Below are 16032 nucleotides of genomic sequence, written 5' to 3'. Positions count from 1 at the left end.
GTGATATATTCATTACTGTTAGTTTACAAACCTGGCGTCACCATTGAAGGAGGCAATTCATGAAACTCAAGATCAGAGCCATCACCGCCCTGGCGGCCGTACTGGGACTCGGCACCTTGCTTCACGCAGCTCCCGTTCAAGCTGACAGCGTACATATCGCTGGAGATACTACTACCTATTATACTCTATCCAATCATTATGGCATAAGCGTTGATGAGCTTATGAATGCGAACCCGCAGATTTCAGCGCTAAATATCTATCCCGGGCTGAAATTTACCATTCCGGGTGATGTTCAAGCCAAGACTGTGGCAGTAGCCAATACTGCAGCAGCTTCAGTAGAAGCTGTGGACGCAGCAGAAGTTCAAGCCCTGAGTGTGCAGCCGGCAACCAACACAGTTCAAGCCTGGGGCAAAGAATTTAATTATGCCAAAGTGCTGCAGGTCAAAGCTTCCGCCTATTCCTCGGCAGCCAGCGAGAATGGCAAATGGGGCGCAGTCGATTATTTCGGCAATGCGCTGAAGCTCGGAACCATCGCCGTTGACCCGAGCGTGATTCCGCTGGGAACGAAGGTGCTCGTGACCGGGTATACCCATCCGGGCCTTCCGAAGCAAGCCTTCGTAGCGACAGCGACGGATATGGGGAGTGCGATCAAGGGCAACCGGATCGATATCTTTATTCCGGGCAGCCAGAGCTTTGTAGCCGATTTCGGTTATCAGTATGTACATTTATATATTATTGAATAAACCGATAATGAATCTTTGCACCATAGCAAGCGCAATATGTAATCATGAAAAGGAAACAAAACCAGGCAGCTTCCGCCGGTTTTGTTTCCTTTTTTTAAAATATAAGAATTTATATGTTGCACACGATAACTAATGATCAAGCGGTTATTTGCTCTTGCTGACCTGGAGCATCTGGGGAACGGTCACGAAGCTGTATCCGCGCTGCCGCAGAATGCCGATGATCTCTGGCAGCGCCTGCAGCGTCCCTTGGAGGTTACTGCCTCTGCCGCCGCCCCCGTGCTGAAGGATAATAGCCCCTCTGCCGGCCCGGGAGAGGATGTTGTGCTTGATTTGGGTTTTGGACAGTCCTCTCCAGTCGAGTGAGTCAACGTTCCAGTTCACCAGCTTATAGCCATGCGACTTCGCCCATTTAAGCTGAGGCTCGTTGATATCGCCATACGGCGGACGGATCAGCTTCGGCTTGTATCCGGCCAGCAGCTGCAGAATATTCTCCGTCCGGATAATCTGGATGCGGAACGCATTCATACTCAGCTTGCTGAACTGGGGGTGATTATAGGAGTGGTTGCCGATGGCATGGCCTTCGCGGATCATGCGTGCTACCAGGGCAGGGTGCTTCTCGGCACGGCTGCCGACCACGAAGAAGGTGGCTTTGACTTTATATTTGCGCAGCACATCCAGGAGCTGCGGGGTGAAGCGCGGATCAGGCACATCATCGAAGGTAAGAGCGATGATCTTGCGGCGGGGCCCCTGGGTCTTGAGGGTCTCCGGGTATTTGCGCAGCAACTGGCTGAGGGAGAGGCCTTTGCTTTTTTTAGGGTGTCTGACAGAAGATTGGGAGGCCGCCGATCCGGCCGGCACCGCCGGTTCGTCTTCAATAGAAGCTTGTGGCCGGGACGATGGCCGGATCTCTTGTGCAGGCACTGGCGCAGGACTATCTGCCGCAGCTGCAGAGACAGACACAAGCTCGGCAGCCGGTGCAGACAGGGCCAGGGCAATGACGGATATAAACAGCACTATGCGGCGGAATATTGCCAGTTTCATCAGGACGATGCCTCCTCCAACCATGGGTCCGGTTAGTTTAGAATATAAGGGTTGTTATTTCCAAGCAGCCGTGAATTTATGCCGTACCGTCCGCAGAGTATTCAAAGATTTATCACTTCCCCAAATCGTTGTATACTGAGATGGATCATAGATACGGGAAGGATGGAGACAAGCATGGCTGATTTGTTTACACCTTATGAACTTAAGGCTTTAACCCTGAAGAACCGCGTGGTTATGCCGCCGATGTGCCAGTATGCGGTTGAGAAGCAGGACGGTATTCCAACGGATTGGCATCATGTGCATTATGTCAGCCGTGCGGTCGGCGGTACAGGCTTCATTATTGTAGAGATGAGCGGGGTTCATCCGGACGGACGGATCTCGAATCAGGACACCGGGATCTGGGACGATGGACAGATTCCGGCGTACAAGCGGTTGACGGAGGCCGTTCATGCCTATGGAGCGAAGATAGCGATTCAGCTTGGTCATGCCGGTCGCAAAGCTGTCGATGCCGCCCCGCCGGTTGCTCCTTCAGCGATTCCGTTCGACGGCAACTATGCAATGCCCAAGGCGCTTAGCCGTGAAGAGATCGCCGGGCTGATCACCGCCTACCGGGAAGCGGCGCGCCGTGCAGTCGAAGCGGGATTCGATACTGTAGAGCTGCATGGAGCGCACGGCTATCTCATCCACCAGTTCCATTCCCCGCTCTCCAATGTCCGGGATGATGAGTATGGACAAGACCCCATCTTGTTCGGGGAACAGGTGGTAGTGGCAGTGCGTGAGGTGCTGCCGGCTGAGATGCCGCTGATCATGCGGGTGTCCGCCAAGGAATACGTGGAGGGTGGTTATGATGAAGCGTATGCGCTGGAATTCTGCCGCCGGTATAAGGATGCAGGCGTAGACCTGTTCCATGTATCCTCGGGCGGGGAGGGGCCAGCCGTGTCCAATGGCGGACCAGGTCCAGGACCGGCTTATCAGGTGGGGCTTGCCGAATACATACGCAGCGGATTGCAGGTCCCTGTTATCGCAGTAGGGCGTCTGGAGTCGTATGAGGAAGCGCAGGCGGTCATTACAGAAGCGAAGGCTGAGCTGGTGGCTATAGGCAGGGGCATGCTCAGTGATCCGTACTGGGTACTTCACGCTGCCGAGGCACTGGGCGGAATCAATCCGTCCGATCTGCCCAAGCCTTATGTGCGCGGAATCTGGAACAAGAAATAGAGGGCATCATTTGTGAAAAATGTCACAGATTTTAAGTTCCTTCTCAGGCATGGTTAATAAGATTAAATTTGAAGGAGCTTGATAACGTGGCGACGGTGATTAGTAATGAGCGGCTGGCTGAAGGAGTATACCACCTGGCAGTTGAAGGGGGGAACAGCGGGGAGATGGGTCAGTTCTACATGCTGCGGGCGTGGGGAGCCTATCCGCTGCTGTCCAGACCGCTTAGCATACATCAGGTGAATGATAACGGTGTTGAATTCTTGTATCACGTAGTAGGCGAAGGTACTGAGATCCTTGCCGGATTGAATCCGGGCGATCCGGTGGAGCTGGAGGGGCCGTTCGGTACAGGCTTCCCGCAGGTAGAAGGTAAGGTTGCGTTAGTGGGCGGGGGGATCGGAATTGCTCCGCTGTATTATTGTGCGCAGAAGCTTCCGGGAAGCGATATCTATCTCGGCTTCAGCCGCGAGCCATTCCGTACTGAAGCCTTCCGTCCTCTGGCTGCTGAGCTGACCGTCGATGTAGGCGGACTGATCCTGGACAGCGTGGATTTCTCGGCGTATGACCATATCTTCGTCTGCGGCCCGCATCCGATGCTGAAGGCCGCACAGCTTAAGGGAACCGCTGCGGATTCCGCAGGTAAGCGCCCAGACGTCTATCTGTCGCTGGAGAACCGGATGGCCTGCGGCATCGGCGCTTGTCTGGTCTGCAGCGTCTCCTGCAAGGACGGGCAGCGCAAAGCCTGTGCAGACGGTCCTGTCTTCCTGGCTGAGGAGGTATTATTCCATGATTAATACAAGTGCAACGATTGCCGGTGTATCCTTCAAGAACCCGATTGTGATGGCTTCCGGCACCTTCGGCTTCGGCCGTGAATATGGCCGGTTATATGATGTTTCACTGCTTGGCGGAATCTCCGGCAAAGGGCTTACGCTTCATGCCAAAGCCGGTAATCCCGGAATCCGCGTCTATGAGACCCCTTCCGGGATGCTGAACAGCGTAGGACTTGAGAATCCTGGCGTAGAAGCTTTTCTGGCCAAGGAACTTCCATATTGGGAGACACTAGATACCGCACGTATTGTGAACCTTGGCGGCAACACGCTGGCGGATTACGTACTGGGCGCTGAGCTGATTCAGCGTGATGCGGATGCCCGTCTTCTGGCCGGAAATCCGGCCGTGGATATGATTGAGCTGAATATCTCCTGCCCGAACGTGAAGGAGGGCGGGATTGCTTTTGGCATCAAAACTCCGGCAGCCCAGGAAGTGGTTCGTGCGGTACGGGCGGCTACAAGCCTGCCGCTGGCCGTGAAGCTGTCGCCGAATGCCGAGGATATCGCAGAGATGGCAGTGATGTGCGAAGCAGAGGGTGCGGACGCCGTCTCTCTGATCAACACGATCTCCGGGATGAAGATTGATGTCCGCCGCCGCCGCAGTGTGTTCAATAACCTCTATGCGGGACTGTCCGGACCAGCCATTAAGCCGGTGGCTCTGCGTATGGTGCACCAGGTATCCCGCAGGGTAAGCATTCCGGTAATCGGTATGGGCGGCATCACTTCGGCTACGGATATTATTGAATTTATTATGGCGGGAGCGACTGTAATACAGGTTGGAACCTACAACTTCATGAATTTGCGGGCGGGCAGCACGCTTGTAGAAGAATTGCAGCAGTTTATGAAGGAAGAGAATATTTCCTCACTGGATGAGATCCGTGGTATTGTATAGGCAGCAGGCCGGTTTGCAATGATCTTTTTGACGCAGAAGGAGAGATCTCTACAGCCTATGGTTAATATAAAGGGAGGGGAGTTCAGCTTGACAACGAATCCGGTGCATCCTGATGATATTGTGTTATCCGAGACCGAGGTGGGCCGTGATCTGCTGCTGCTGATTACTGGTGGAGTGCGCCATATCGGTGCGGCAAGTACGGCGTACATGGACGGAGAACTCGCGCGGGTGATGACCTCTGCCGTTCCCCATCATAAGGAGCATACGATCAGTGAAGCCATTGCGCTGAAGGCTGCGGCCGCATTGAACCGAACAGTCACGGTTGTGATGGGCATTCACTATGACGATCTGAGCAAAGAAGGCATCCTTGCGGTCGTAAATATTGTGAATGATAAGGTGGAGCAATATTTAGTGCAGAAGGCCGGAAGAAATTTTTGAAACGATCCTCATCTCCCTGCGTAAAAGATACCATTGAACCACTAACTTTACTTTTGGAGGAATGAACCATGTCTATATTTAAAAGATTGCGTGATCTGACCATGTCCAATGTGAATGCGATTATTGATAAAGCAGAAGATCCGGTTAAAATGACCGACCAGTACATCCGTGACATGACGGAGGATCTGGAGGATGCCGAGAAAGCGGTAGCTGCCCAGATCGCTATTGAGAAGAAATTCAAACAATTGTACGAAGAGCAGGAAGCGCTGGTGAACAAGCGTAATCAGCAAGCTCATGCAGCCGCTCAGGCCGGTAATGCCGATCTGGCCCGCCGTGCTCTTGAAGAGAAGAAATCGGCTGAAGCCAAGCTTGTAGAGTACAAGGCCAGCTTCGACCAGAACAAGGCTTCCGCAGACAATCTGCGCGGCAAGCTCGACGAAATGCGCAAACAGCTTACCCAGATGAAAAACAAGCGGGAGACACTCGTTGCCCGTTACAACGCTGCGAAGGCGCAGACCGAAATCAACAAAGCGATGAGCGGCTTCAGCTCCGACTCCGCTTCTGCCGGACTCAAACGGATGGAAGACAAGATGCTGCAGGCCGAAGCACAGGCAGAAGCCAGCAACGAGATGAGCTCGGGCAACAAATCGCTGGATGATGAGTTCGAGAAACTGGGCAAAGACCAGGCGGTTGAAGATGAGCTGGCTGCGCTGATGAAGCAATACGAGAAACAATAACATATTGGCAGAAGCCGGACTTTAGGCAATTGTCCACAGGCGAAGGGGAGACAGAACCAGCGGTTTCTCCTTCGCTTTATGTTTGTCTTACCTGTTAGGAAATATGAACAAGCGGGGGCTGGAGTAATGGATTTCGATACCCTGGTGTCCATGGTAGTATGGACGGTCAGCGGCGCAGTGCTGCTGTGTGTGCTGATGCTCGTGGATTCGCTGTTTACCCGTTATAATGATATGGAAGAGCTGAAGGCGGGGAACATGGCTGTGACTACCCGGCTGGTGTTGAAGCTGCTGTCACAAGGCTATATTTTATCGGCATCCATTGCTGCGGCGAACCGGCTCGGGACCGCCCTTATAGTCTCTATAGTATCTTTTGTCCTGTTATTCGTGCTGGAGAAGACGGTAGAGCAGCTCCTGAGCCGGTGGGGGAACCTTGAACTGGATCATGGCACCCAGCTTGGCAAGGTCGGCTACGGCCTGATGGCAGGCTCGCTGCATGTGACCGGAGCATTGATTATTGCGGCCTTTATTCGCGGATAAGAAAGATTAGCGTACCAATCTGTAGGAGGATGATGGCTTTGGGTCTTTGGAAAAGAATCGGCAATCTGTTCTCGAAGCCGGAGGCGCCTAAAGCGCCCGCAAGCATGCTGACCCTGTCTCCCGGAGATATCTGTGAGGTCTCCCTGGTCACCTATGAAGTGACGGGCCGGACGAAGACGAGCGGCCGGAATGCAGTCGTACTGACGCTGCGCGACGGGAGCCGGATCGCCTATCTGTATATAGAAGAGCGGGAAGAGCTGCAATACAGATTGTATCACCCGATCGACGGGCGTCTGGACAGTCCTTCCGAGGTTCCGGCTACCCTGGAGCTGGATGACCGGACCTTTTATCTGGAAGAAGAATATGAAGGATATGCCGCCGTTACCGGACAGACGCCTTATATGAACGGCGGGGAGCAGCATGTCTGGCAATACCAGTCGGATGATTCGCGGCTGCTGCGCGTGGAATGGCAGAATGGACGGTTCATGCTCTATGAGGGTGAAAGTGTCCTTTCGGCTGATGTCAGAGTGATCCGCGCGTCATAAGCTTGACTGGAGCAGGGCTGTTCTGCTGACAGCAGACAATGGAACAGAATTGGGATTGAATAAGGGATGCATGTGCTTGTTACAGGCCTGTGCATCCCTTTTGCTATGTCTTCATGTTAGAATAGGGCATAATTGGCTTAATGAGCAGCAAACCACCGGATGAAACAGAAGGAGTGAATTGAAGAGTGACAAACGAATACAGTAATGATAAATTTCAGCGGGCAGCGCTTCAAGTTGCAGAGGCGCAAGGCAGGCTGAAGCCTTATGCTGCGCTGCTTGCACAGGAAGCTGTACCCCTGCATCTCAGCAGCGGGCGTTATCTGGCTGAGTCTGCACATGCACCGCATCCTTTTCCGGCGTTTGACCGCTCCAGCATGGACGGCTTTGCCGTGATTGCGGCAGACACTTTAGCGGCAGGAGAACCTGACACGGTATGGCTTGAAGTCGTAGATGTCATTCCCTGCGGCGCAGTAGCCTCCAGAGAGATTACAGCAGGTACTGCTGCGCGCATTATGACGGGAGCGCAGATTCCAGGCGGCGCAGATACAGTGATTATGATGGAAGCTACGGAGAGCCGGATGGAAGGCGGAGTTACCTATGTCGGTATTCGCAAGCCGCAAGAGCGGGGGCTGCATATTACCCCTTGCGGGTTAGAGCTTAGAACAGGTGATCCAGTGCTTCTTGAAGGGACTCTAATCGGCGCTGGTGAAATTGCTGTTCTGGCAGCGCTCGGGGTGCCGGAGGTTCCGGTCCGCCGCAGACCCAAGGTAGCGGTCTTCGCTACCGGAACTGAACTGCTGGAGGTGGACGAGCCGTTAGTCCCGGGCAAAATCCGCAACAGCAACTCCCCCATGCTGGAGGCGCTAATCCGGGAGGCGGGCGGTGAGCCCGTGATGCTGGGAGCGATCATCGATGATATGGAGCTGGCCCGCAGTAAGGTGCAGATGGCCCTGGAGAGCTATGATCTGGTGATTACTACCGGCGGCGTATCTGTCGGTGATTATGATATTATGGGGGATTTGGTCCGTGAGCAGAGCGGAGAGATGCTGTTCAATAAAATAGCCATGCGCCCCGGCAGCGTCACTACAGCAGCCGTTCGCGGCGGGAGCATCCTGCTCGCCTTATCCGGCAATCCGGGCGCCTGTTTCGTAGGATTCCAGCTGTTTGCCCGTCCGGTCATCGGGCTGATGCAGGGTGCAGCCCAGCCGTATCTGCCCGAGTGGACCGCGGTGCTGGGTGAAGATTATAAGCGGGCCAACAGCTTCACCCGCTATGTCCGCGCCCGTCTGGAGATCCGCGAAGCAGTGCTCTATGCTTATCCAGCCGCTGTAGACGAGTCATCCGTCACGGTTACGATCAAAGACAGCGATTGCCTGATCGTCATCCCGCCGGACAGCGGACAATTATCTGCTGGTGACAAGGTAACTGTGCTGAAGCTGCCTGGTGAGATCAGGGGATGAGACATGGCAAGTCTCAGTAATTATACTATTTCATCATATGAAAAATTCATAATAGAACCGCAAAACCCGGTCATTTATCTGATAACGGTAGCTGATTGTATTTCCTGCAATAGAAACCGCCTAATTGACCGTGAAATGAGATTCTATTGTACTTCATACAGTAGAATGTTGTGTTTTGGATGAAAAAGGTCCTTTGTTCAACATTCGATTGTACGGAATACAATAGATTTTATTTCGAAGCCGTTTTTACCGCGTTCTATTGTACAAAATACAGTTGCTATCGTTCCAGCGTCTACAGCACCCGAATAACTGCTGCTTTGAATTCAAAATTAGTTAAAAATTCAACACATGAAAAATTCACAATAGTAAGTTCAAAATCTACCCCCAAAACACTAACCAGCACCCAACAAGCAATACCATCCTATCGCGCGACTGCTTCCAACGCCATAACCGCAAAACCCGGTTACAAGGGTAACAAACAAAACCCTCCAGTTTTCTAATAGGGGACAGTCCCTAGACAGAAACGGGAGGGTTCTACTACAATAATTACTGTGCCGTTAAAATTAAAGGTCCATCTGCAGTAATTGCAATGGTATGTTCATACTGTGCGGAGAGCTTGCCGTCAGCCGTTCTCGCGGTCCATTCATCATCGTCGATGGTGATCTCGTATGTGCCTTCGTTAATCATCGGCTCAATCGTAAATACCATGCCTTCTTTGAGGCGGATGCCTTTGCCAGCAGTGCCGATGTGTACATAGCTCGGCTCCTCATGGAGGCTTCGTCCGATGCCATGCGCCAACAGATCACGCACGACGGAATAACCGTGTGCTTCGGCATGCTGCTGGATAGCCGATGTGATGTCACCCAGCCGTCCTCCCGGAACAGCCCGGGCAATGCCCAGGTCGAGGCATTCCTTCGTAACCTGCATTAATCTCTGCGCCTCCGGCCCGATCTCACCCACAGCGTAGCTCATGCACGAATCTCCGAACCAACCTCCGTATTGCGCCACAATATCCAGCTTCAGCAAGTCACCTTCCTTCACGACCCGTTTGCTGGATGGAATCCCGTGAGCAACCACATCATTAATAGATATGCAGGTCTCGGCAGGGAATCCGTTGTAGCCTTTGGTGAATTGCTTGCCGCCGAGCTGGGTGATATGTTTGGCCACAAAATCATTAATTTCAAGCGTAGTGATTCCAGGTACAATGTGTTTGGACACCTCGCGGTAGCAATCGGCAACAATTTGGCTGGCTTGCTTCATCTCTTCAATTTCTCTGGGGGATTTAAGAATAATCATGTTGTGTGTATCCGCTCCTTCATCTTTCAATAGTGTCTGTCTTTTAGTGTCTTTCTTTTATAGTTTCAGAACTCTGACGATCTCCGTTGCATCTTCATTCAGCTGCCCTCTGCGGAGGGACAATGCAGCACAGCCGACCAGAGCAGCTAGCAGCATCTCTGTGTGCTGTAATTCATGCTGCGCATCGACAGTTGCTCGCTCAGGAGACACTGAGACCTCCGTAAGTCCGGTGCCAAGCATCGTGGACAGCGGGGTCAGCACCTCCCGGCGGAACCCGGCAATGAGCGGGGAAGAGCGGGCTTCAGGCAGGGTAGGGAATCCCTCACCCGCCTGCTTACACAACAGATAGATAGCGTGATCTTCCGCCCATAGCTGCAATAGCCGCACCCCGGCGGCAGAGCTCTCCAGCGGGAGCTTTAACGGTAGCTCCGGCTCTGCCATAGGCGGAGACTTCAGCCATTCCGCTGCCCGGTCGAGCGCATCCCATAACAAGTCGTGAAGCAAATCGCCCTTATTGCTGTAATAATGATAGACCGTACCATAACCGAGACCGGCCTCCGCAGCCACATCCCGGATTTCTAATAGAGGCCCTTTATTCAAAAATACGTCCGCTGCTGCTTTGCGGATCTGCACCAGCCGCCGCAGCCGGATATCTTCGTTCTGTTCCTTCGTGCGGGGAGTCATCTTATCCGTTCACCTCGTTTTTTTAGACCTGCTGTCATGTCAATATAAAACATCGGTAGGCATATGGCAAGGAGAAATGTTTGAACCAACCCTCTGAACAACACAAAAAAGACCGGATAGAACTTCATCCGGTTTATTCTCCTCAAGCCCAGTGCTCCGGATGCCTTAAGGCTTCCGGGAGCTTGGTGGACAGGCTGCCTTGCGCAGCTTGCAGCTGCGCCTGAGTCAGGAAGAGGCTGCCCCGCAGATCGGCTCCGCGCAGATTCGTGTCGCGGAAATCTGTGCCAATCAGATCGGCGAACCGCAGGTCAGCGCCGCTGAGGTCTGCAGCGATCAGATACGCGCCGCGTAAGCTGAGGCAGCGAAGGTCGGCCCCGCGCAGCTTGGCCCCAATCAGATCAGCTCCGCGTCCGAAGTTCTTCTGGCGCTTCGGAGCCGGGGAGAGCTGCTTGCGGGCAGCGGTGCGCGCTAGCTCGCTGGCATGCAGCAGTAGTTCGTTGACTTCAGCGCGGTGCACAGGCACTTCGAGCTGAAGCAGCTTTTCCGGGCTGAGCAGGGTGAGGGTCTGCGTCTGCTCCAGCATTTGGTTAAGTGAATCATGCAGGGTCTCGGCCCCGCGCAGCGTCAGTGCCTCGTGCAGATACCATAGCAGCTCATGCAGCTGGCGCATTACAGGAAGAACCTCGAACATCTGTCCCGCAGTCTCGGGAGCCTGACGCCAGTCGCGTCCGCCATAGGTCAGATTGGAGATTTTCTGACCGGCCCCGAAGCAGTCGTATACTGTACATCCCCGGAAGCCGCGTTCTCTTAGCTCCGTATGAATGCCGCATAAGAAGTCCTCCCGCAGATTGGGACAGGGCTGTCCGGCAGGCTTGTCAATAGCGAAGTCTGAGGAAGCAGAGAAATGAAGCGCTGCGCAGCATAGTCCGAAGCAGTTCAGGCAATCCGATTGCAGCTCCGGCAGTCCGGGATTCGTAGTATGGGATTCAGGAAATGAATGATTGTCTAACAAGTGTATTCCTCCAAAAAATGATTGGGATTAACATAGCGGTTCATACGTTACTGCGGCGGGTCATTGTCCATACGGCGTTCAATCGCCTCAGACATCGTTTTATCCGTGAGGTGGGCATAGATCTCGGTAGTCTCCGTAGAAGCATGGCCCAGTTGTTCCTTCGTCCGGTAAATATCGTTCTGCAGGTAATAATCGGTGGCAAAAGAGTGCCGCAGCTTATGCACCGTCAGATAAGGCTTGCCGAACCGTTTGGCGTATTTAATGATCATCTCCTGGATCGCCCGTTTGGTCATCCGTTTGCCTTCTTTGCTGCCGTTGGGCAGGGCAATGAAGAGGGCTTTTTCCCGTTTCGGCGTCTTATACCTGCTCTGGCGGAGGCCTAGATACAAGCTGAGATCATCCTTCGACTGTTCCCGGAAATAGACCGGGGTCTTGAAGGTCTCGTCGTTATGACCCTTACGGAAGACATAGAGCAGCTTATTGTTGACATCCAGATCATCCACGTTCAGGTTGACCACCTCGGAGACGCGCAGGCCGGAATTCAGAATAAGACTGGCAATACAGGCATCCCGTTCACGGTTGAGCTGCCAAGAATAATAAGCCTGCTTATTGGCTTCCACATCTGTCCCATATCCATCATAAATGTAGCCCACGAACTCCAGCAGTTCTTCGTCCTCCAGAATTTTACCTTTGAGCTTGGCGGCCGTATCCTTCGGCTTGTGAATGCGCTTGATCTCAACCTTGGCCATAATGTTACGCTTCAGCAGCGGGTAGAAGTTCTCATCCTCAGCAATCTGGCTCAGATAATGGAACAGCGAGCGCAGCGCAGACAGCTTACGGGAGACGGTCACCCGCGAATTGGCATTCTCAGCCCGGGTGGTCAAGTGCAGACGGTAGCCGACAATGCTGTCCATATGCAGGGTCTCCAGCTCAAGCAGAGTAATGTCAGCATTGCTGGCCGCAACAGACAGACCTTCACCCCGCAGCCAGCCGAAAAAGGATTCATAGTCCCGGATATACTCCAGCAGTGTGGAGGGGGACAGATCCGGCCGTTTATAGTCGATAAACTGCTGGACGAACCAGGGCATCTGCGGCAGCCGCTGATCCAGGTTTGCCCGGTCGGTAGCTTTTTGAATACTGATGAGCTTCACCTTCTTTATAGTTTCCCCCAGGGGGAGGGCTGTGCTTCTATCTTACCATGTTTCCGGCAAACCTTGCTCCTGATGAGACAAAGTTATATGATGGGTAGTAAACGAAAACGGCAGAGGTGAACCTTAATGGAACTTGGAATCGAGCTGGTTCCTAAAGAACAGAAGCAGATTATAAGCAGATTGATGCAGTTCTATTTGTATGACTTTACCCGCTACCTGGAGCTGCAGGTGGACCGTGAAGGATTGTTCCCGTCCTATCCCGGACTTGAGGCTTACTGGAGCAGCGGTAAAAATAAATTTGCCTACCTGTTCACCGTAGACGGCAATGTCGCAGGCTTTGCCCTGATCGACCGTCTGTTGCGCGACCCGGAGGGCGAGTTCTATATGACGGAGTTCTTTGTGATGCAGCGCTACCGGCGCAGCGGCGTAGGAACCTGGGCGGCACACCGGCTGTTCGACATGTTCCCCGGCAGCTGGAAGGTGTCGCAGATTCGTGCCAACACCCCCGCGCGGGATTTCTGGCACCGGGTCATCGGAGCGTATACCGGCGGTGATTTCCAGGAGCGGTTCAACTCGCGCCAAGGCAATCCCAGCCAATACTTCAGCACATTAAATACTAACAGAGTTAAGAAATAAATGTAGCTATTCCTGGCAGGCTTCAGCGCAACTTTGGATCGTATCCGGCGTCTGGTAACTGAGGTGATTAGATTGTCCAAGCGAATGAGCTTATGGGGAGCGGGCTGTATAGCGGTTGTAATAGCAATCAGCACAGGCTGCAGTAATGCCGCGGATCAGGGGTCTTCGGGTGTTGAGCATACGGATCAGCCGTCAGCAACGCCCGCAGCAGCTACGGCAATAGCGGCTCCTGCAACCGCGGTTCCGGCTCCGTCGGCAACAGCCGCGCCTGCTGTCAAATCCAAGTCGCTGATTCCCGAAGTACGGGAGTATACAGGAAGCGGCAGCGGCTACGAGCTGGATGGCGTCAATGTCCAAGCGGATTACTCCGCAGACAAGACTTTACCGCTGGGAGTGTTTCTGCCGGAGACGATGATTCGTTTTGAACAGGAGGGCAGAACGGCGTGGGGGACAGCGGACAAGCATAATTATATTACGTTAATTAAGCTAAGCTCTGAGAAGGATGCAATGGGCGGGAAGTTCGAACCGGGTACAGACCCGGGACTGCTGAAGTTCAAGGAGTATGATGGGAGCAGGGTGGAGGGGGACCGGAGGGTTGAGGCCTTTATTTTCACAGCCAACAAGGATTCTTACCGGGCCGAGATCCACATTCAAGATGAACAACGGGATAAGCTGCTTCCCCTCTTCACATCCATGCTGAGTGGTATGGAGTACATGGAGAAGCAACCTCCGATTAAGCCGGGGGTCTTCTTCAAGGTCCCTGATGTAGGCTCCAGTCCGGGCAATAAGCAAGCGCTCCAGGAGACACTGGACTGTATTGCAGCCTGGGCAGCTAAGGACAAAGAAAAGTTCGCTGCCACGATGTATTCACCGCTGCTTAATGACAACTTACAACCCTACTTACTGGATAATAAGAATGTCTACCGCTTCAATAAACTGACCGTAGTCGGAATTCCTGTCGAGGGAACTAAACGGGCGGCCTTCTTTGTGGAGTTTACGCAGATGACCTCTGAGGGCTATATTACGGACAGCAACAATGAGATCTCCCTGCTGTTGAATAAGCAAGGGGAGTGGAAGATCGCTAGTATTGATTAGGCAGAGCACCTGCCGAAGCTCGAAAGCTTGAGACACCTATGGGGTTTCAGGCTTTTTTGCTGTATAAATAATCACAACCTTCTAAGGTCACGGCGGCTATAATCTAGGTTGAACGGTGTTCAAAAACATTACAGTGTTCAATATAGCTAGGAACAGCAGTACTCTAACAGAAGGAGTCTAACGATCATGGGCAAAGCAGAGAGACAAGAGCAGGAGCGCGAAGCGATGCGTAATCTGATTCTGACTACGGCTGGCGAGCTGTTGGCAGAGAAGGGGATCAGGCAGCTGTCGATCCGCAAAATCGCTGAACGGATGGAGTATTCAGCCGGTATTATTTATCACTATTTTCAGGGGAAAGAGGACATTGTGGAGCAGCTTCTTCAGCGGGGCTACCGGGAGCTAATGGGCGGACTGATTGCCGGATCGGAAGCTTCAGCGGATGAAACCTCTCCAGAAGAGCGCTTAAGACGCTCGCTGAGACAGTTCATTAAGGTCACAACCGCAGAAGGCTCACAGTACCGGAGTATGATGCTGAATGATTCGCCGTCCGTGCTTAGCCACACTGGGGTTTTGCATCAGGGAGCAGCCCTGGAACGCAGCGGGATCGCGGGTCTCTGTGATACGCTCCGTCAATTTAGCGGTATGGCCTCCTGTGAGCAGAGGGAGCTTGAGCTCACCGCCCAAATTATCTGGAGCGCAGCTTTTGGGCTGATTATGAGGCTGATGGTGGAGGGGAATCTGCCTGAGGCGCAGAAGGAGGCTCTGATTAACCGGCACATAGAAGCGATGGTCCATATTGCACAAGGATCGGGGGATTAAGGTGAGACATAGACGAACCATTAGCTTGTTAACGTGGATGGTGATAGTGCTTGGGATTGTTGCGTCAGGAATCGGGCTCTTTTCAGGTGACGGGGCGGAGAAGGGGGGGAGTCATCCATTCTATACCTCCATCCGGGGAGAAAAGATTGAGTTGTACGGTACCGGCATCTACAAGGATGATTCTTTATCCGCAGCCTCTCAGGCGATCGCTCAAGATGGCATTACGCTAGTGGCGGGAATTCCTTTGCTGCTCGTATCTCTGCTCCTGAGTCTTAGAGGAACGATCAGAGGACGGCTGCTGCTGGCCGGAGCGCTCGGATATTTCACCTATACCTATGCTTCATACTGTTTTCTGGCCATGTATAATGATCTGTTTCTGGTCTATGTCATGCTCTTCTCGGCAAGCTTATTTGCATTTATTATGCTCTTTCGCTCGTTGGAGCGGGATGGGGTATTGATGAATTCGCAGCTTCCGGCGGTAAAAATTGGCTTCATCCTGCTGCTGATCGCCTTCCTGATTATCATGCTTTGGCTGGGACGGATTGCCGGCGGCTGGCGGCAGGGTACCTCACCTGAGGGGCTGGAGCATTATACCACGCTGGTGATTCAGGCACTGGATTTAGCTGTATTGCTTCCGGTCATGGTGCTAACAGGGGGATTGCTCGTCCGTAGGCAGTCTTACGGTTACCTTCTGGCTCCTGTTGTCCTGGTAAAAGCGGCAACCCTGCTAACCTCTATTTCCTCCATGATGATTGGGATGCTGAGGGCAGGAGTTCATGTCTCCATGGTAGAGTTGATCCTGTTTCCAATCTTCAATCTGGCAGTCATCTGGTGTCTCATTCTTGTACTTCGCAACGCGCAGGAACCCGCACCACCTGCAATCCCATTACCTATAGAATAGAGGCGG

General features: G+C 53.1%; 18 protein-coding genes. 13 read left to right on the top strand and 5 right to left on the bottom strand.

Annotated features, from left to right (window positions below; all coding sequences use genetic code 11):
- The first annotated feature begins 59 nt into the window (after positions 1–59).
- Entirely contained in the window at positions 60–743 is a 684-nt protein-coding gene (locus tag NSS83_RS04510) for a 3D domain-containing protein (protein WP_036695422.1), read from the top strand.
- Between the two features lie 144 nt (positions 744–887).
- On the opposite strand, the gene NSS83_RS04505 is transcribed toward NSS83_RS04510, so the two are convergent.
- Positions 888–1787: a polysaccharide deacetylase family protein gene (locus NSS83_RS04505; RefSeq protein ID WP_341186792.1), complete on the bottom strand. Its 900-nt coding sequence runs from the start codon at positions 1785–1787 to the stop codon at positions 888–890.
- 171 nt (positions 1788–1958) lie between these two features.
- On the opposite strand from NSS83_RS04505, the gene NSS83_RS04500 reads away from it, so the two are divergent.
- The 8 genes from NSS83_RS04500 (at position 1959) to glp (ending at position 8432) form a co-directional block, all read left to right on the top strand.
- Positions 1959–2999 carry an NADH:flavin oxidoreductase/NADH oxidase gene (locus NSS83_RS04500; protein ID WP_341185545.1) on the top strand — a complete coding sequence of 347 codons (1041 nt, stop codon included), beginning with the start codon at positions 1959–1961 and terminating at the stop codon, positions 2997–2999.
- A gap of 86 nt (positions 3000–3085) precedes the next feature.
- Positions 3086–3790, top strand: a complete 705-nt coding sequence (locus NSS83_RS04495; RefSeq protein WP_341185546.1) for a dihydroorotate dehydrogenase electron transfer subunit — start codon at positions 3086–3088, stop codon at positions 3788–3790.
- Positions 3783–4715 carry a dihydroorotate dehydrogenase gene (locus tag NSS83_RS04490; RefSeq protein ID WP_341185547.1) on the top strand — a complete coding sequence of 311 codons (933 nt, stop codon included), beginning with the start codon at positions 3783–3785 and terminating at the stop codon, positions 4713–4715. The genes NSS83_RS04495 and NSS83_RS04490 overlap by 8 nt, the downstream gene beginning before the upstream one ends.
- A gap of 87 nt (positions 4716–4802) precedes the next feature.
- Positions 4803–5153: a hypothetical protein gene (locus NSS83_RS04485; protein WP_341185548.1), complete on the top strand. Its 351-nt coding sequence runs from the start codon at positions 4803–4805 to the stop codon at positions 5151–5153.
- 68 nt (positions 5154–5221) lie between these two features.
- Positions 5222–5890, top strand: a complete 669-nt coding sequence (locus NSS83_RS04480; RefSeq protein ID WP_036695416.1) for a PspA/IM30 family protein — start codon at positions 5222–5224, stop codon at positions 5888–5890.
- A gap of 126 nt (positions 5891–6016) precedes the next feature.
- Positions 6017–6427: a DUF350 domain-containing protein gene (locus NSS83_RS04475; RefSeq protein ID WP_036695415.1), complete on the top strand. Its 411-nt coding sequence runs from the start codon at positions 6017–6019 to the stop codon at positions 6425–6427.
- Positions 6428–6465: 38 nt separating this feature from the next.
- Complete coding sequence (locus NSS83_RS04470) at positions 6466–6972, top strand: DUF4178 domain-containing protein (RefSeq protein WP_036695414.1); 507 nt, start codon at positions 6466–6468, stop codon at positions 6970–6972.
- A 185-nt stretch (positions 6973–7157) separates the two neighbouring features.
- Positions 7158–8432, top strand: coding sequence for a gephyrin-like molybdotransferase Glp (gene glp / locus NSS83_RS04465; protein ID WP_341185550.1), 1275 nt, complete (start codon positions 7158–7160; stop codon positions 8430–8432).
- A 546-nt stretch (positions 8433–8978) separates the two neighbouring features.
- Here the strand turns inward: glp and map are convergent.
- From map to xerS, 4 genes are all read right to left on the bottom strand, one after another.
- Positions 8979–9728 carry a type I methionyl aminopeptidase gene (gene map, locus NSS83_RS04460; protein ID WP_341185551.1) on the bottom strand — a complete coding sequence of 250 codons (750 nt, stop codon included), beginning with the start codon at positions 9726–9728 and terminating at the stop codon, positions 8979–8981.
- Positions 9729–9785: 57 nt separating this feature from the next.
- A complete protein-coding gene (locus tag NSS83_RS04455; protein ID WP_341347772.1) occupies positions 9786–10412 on the bottom strand; it encodes a TetR/AcrR family transcriptional regulator in 627 nt (208 codons plus the stop codon).
- 142 nt (positions 10413–10554) lie between these two features.
- On the bottom strand, positions 10555–11424 hold the full coding sequence (locus NSS83_RS04450; RefSeq protein ID WP_341347771.1) for a pentapeptide repeat-containing protein: 870 nt from the start codon (positions 11422–11424) through the stop codon (positions 10555–10557).
- A 47-nt stretch (positions 11425–11471) separates the two neighbouring features.
- Positions 11472–12566, bottom strand: coding sequence for a tyrosine recombinase XerS (xerS, locus tag NSS83_RS04445; RefSeq protein ID WP_341186793.1), 1095 nt, complete (start codon positions 12564–12566; stop codon positions 11472–11474).
- Positions 12567–12701: 135 nt separating this feature from the next.
- Between xerS and NSS83_RS04440 the strand changes: the two genes are divergently transcribed.
- The 4 genes from NSS83_RS04440 (at position 12702) to NSS83_RS04425 (ending at position 16026) form a co-directional block, all read left to right on the top strand.
- Positions 12702–13211, top strand: coding sequence for a GNAT family N-acetyltransferase (locus NSS83_RS04440; protein WP_341347770.1), 510 nt, complete (start codon positions 12702–12704; stop codon positions 13209–13211).
- 33 nt (positions 13212–13244) lie between these two features.
- Positions 13245–14306, top strand: a complete 1062-nt coding sequence (locus NSS83_RS04435; RefSeq protein WP_341347769.1) for a hypothetical protein — start codon at positions 13245–13247, stop codon at positions 14304–14306.
- A gap of 186 nt (positions 14307–14492) precedes the next feature.
- Positions 14493–15125: a TetR/AcrR family transcriptional regulator gene (locus NSS83_RS04430; RefSeq protein ID WP_341185556.1), complete on the top strand. Its 633-nt coding sequence runs from the start codon at positions 14493–14495 to the stop codon at positions 15123–15125.
- Between the two features lies 1 nt (position 15126).
- Positions 15127–16026 carry a hypothetical protein gene (locus tag NSS83_RS04425; protein WP_341347768.1) on the top strand — a complete coding sequence of 300 codons (900 nt, stop codon included), beginning with the start codon at positions 15127–15129 and terminating at the stop codon, positions 16024–16026.
- Positions 16027–16032 lie beyond the last annotated feature (6 nt).

Source organism: Paenibacillus sp. FSL H3-0469 (genome assembly GCF_038051945.1).
In the GTDB taxonomy this organism is placed as follows: Bacteria; Bacillota; Bacilli; order Paenibacillales; family Paenibacillaceae; genus Paenibacillus_AQ.
The sequence above is the reverse complement of the archived record's forward strand: the minus strand, read 5'-3'. Positions and strand labels throughout refer to the sequence as shown.

What these genes read in the sequence shown, in the direction of transcription:
- NSS83_RS04510 (WP_036695422.1), top strand. Translation starts at nt 60, where the DNA reads ATGAAACTCAAGATCAGAGCCATCACCGCCCTGGCGGCCGTACTGGGA.
- NSS83_RS04500 (WP_341185545.1), top strand. Translation starts at nt 1,959, where the DNA reads ATGGCTGATTTGTTTACACCTTATGAACTTAAGGCTTTAACCCTGAAG.
- NSS83_RS04490 (WP_341185547.1), top strand. Translation starts at nt 3,783, where the DNA reads ATGATTAATACAAGTGCAACGATTGCCGGTGTATCCTTCAAGAACCCG.
- NSS83_RS04480 (WP_036695416.1), top strand. Translation starts at nt 5,222, where the DNA reads ATGTCTATATTTAAAAGATTGCGTGATCTGACCATGTCCAATGTGAAT.
- NSS83_RS04475 (WP_036695415.1), top strand. Translation starts at nt 6,017, where the DNA reads ATGGATTTCGATACCCTGGTGTCCATGGTAGTATGGACGGTCAGCGGC.
- map (WP_341185551.1), bottom strand. Translation starts at nt 9,728, where the DNA reads ATGATTATTCTTAAATCCCCCAGAGAAATTGAAGAGATGAAGCAAGCC.
- NSS83_RS04455 (WP_341347772.1), bottom strand. Translation starts at nt 10,412, where the DNA reads ATGACTCCCCGCACGAAGGAACAGAACGAAGATATCCGGCTGCGGCGG.
- NSS83_RS04440 (WP_341347770.1), top strand. Translation starts at nt 12,702, where the DNA reads ATGGAACTTGGAATCGAGCTGGTTCCTAAAGAACAGAAGCAGATTATA.
- NSS83_RS04430 (WP_341185556.1), top strand. Translation starts at nt 14,493, where the DNA reads ATGGGCAAAGCAGAGAGACAAGAGCAGGAGCGCGAAGCGATGCGTAAT.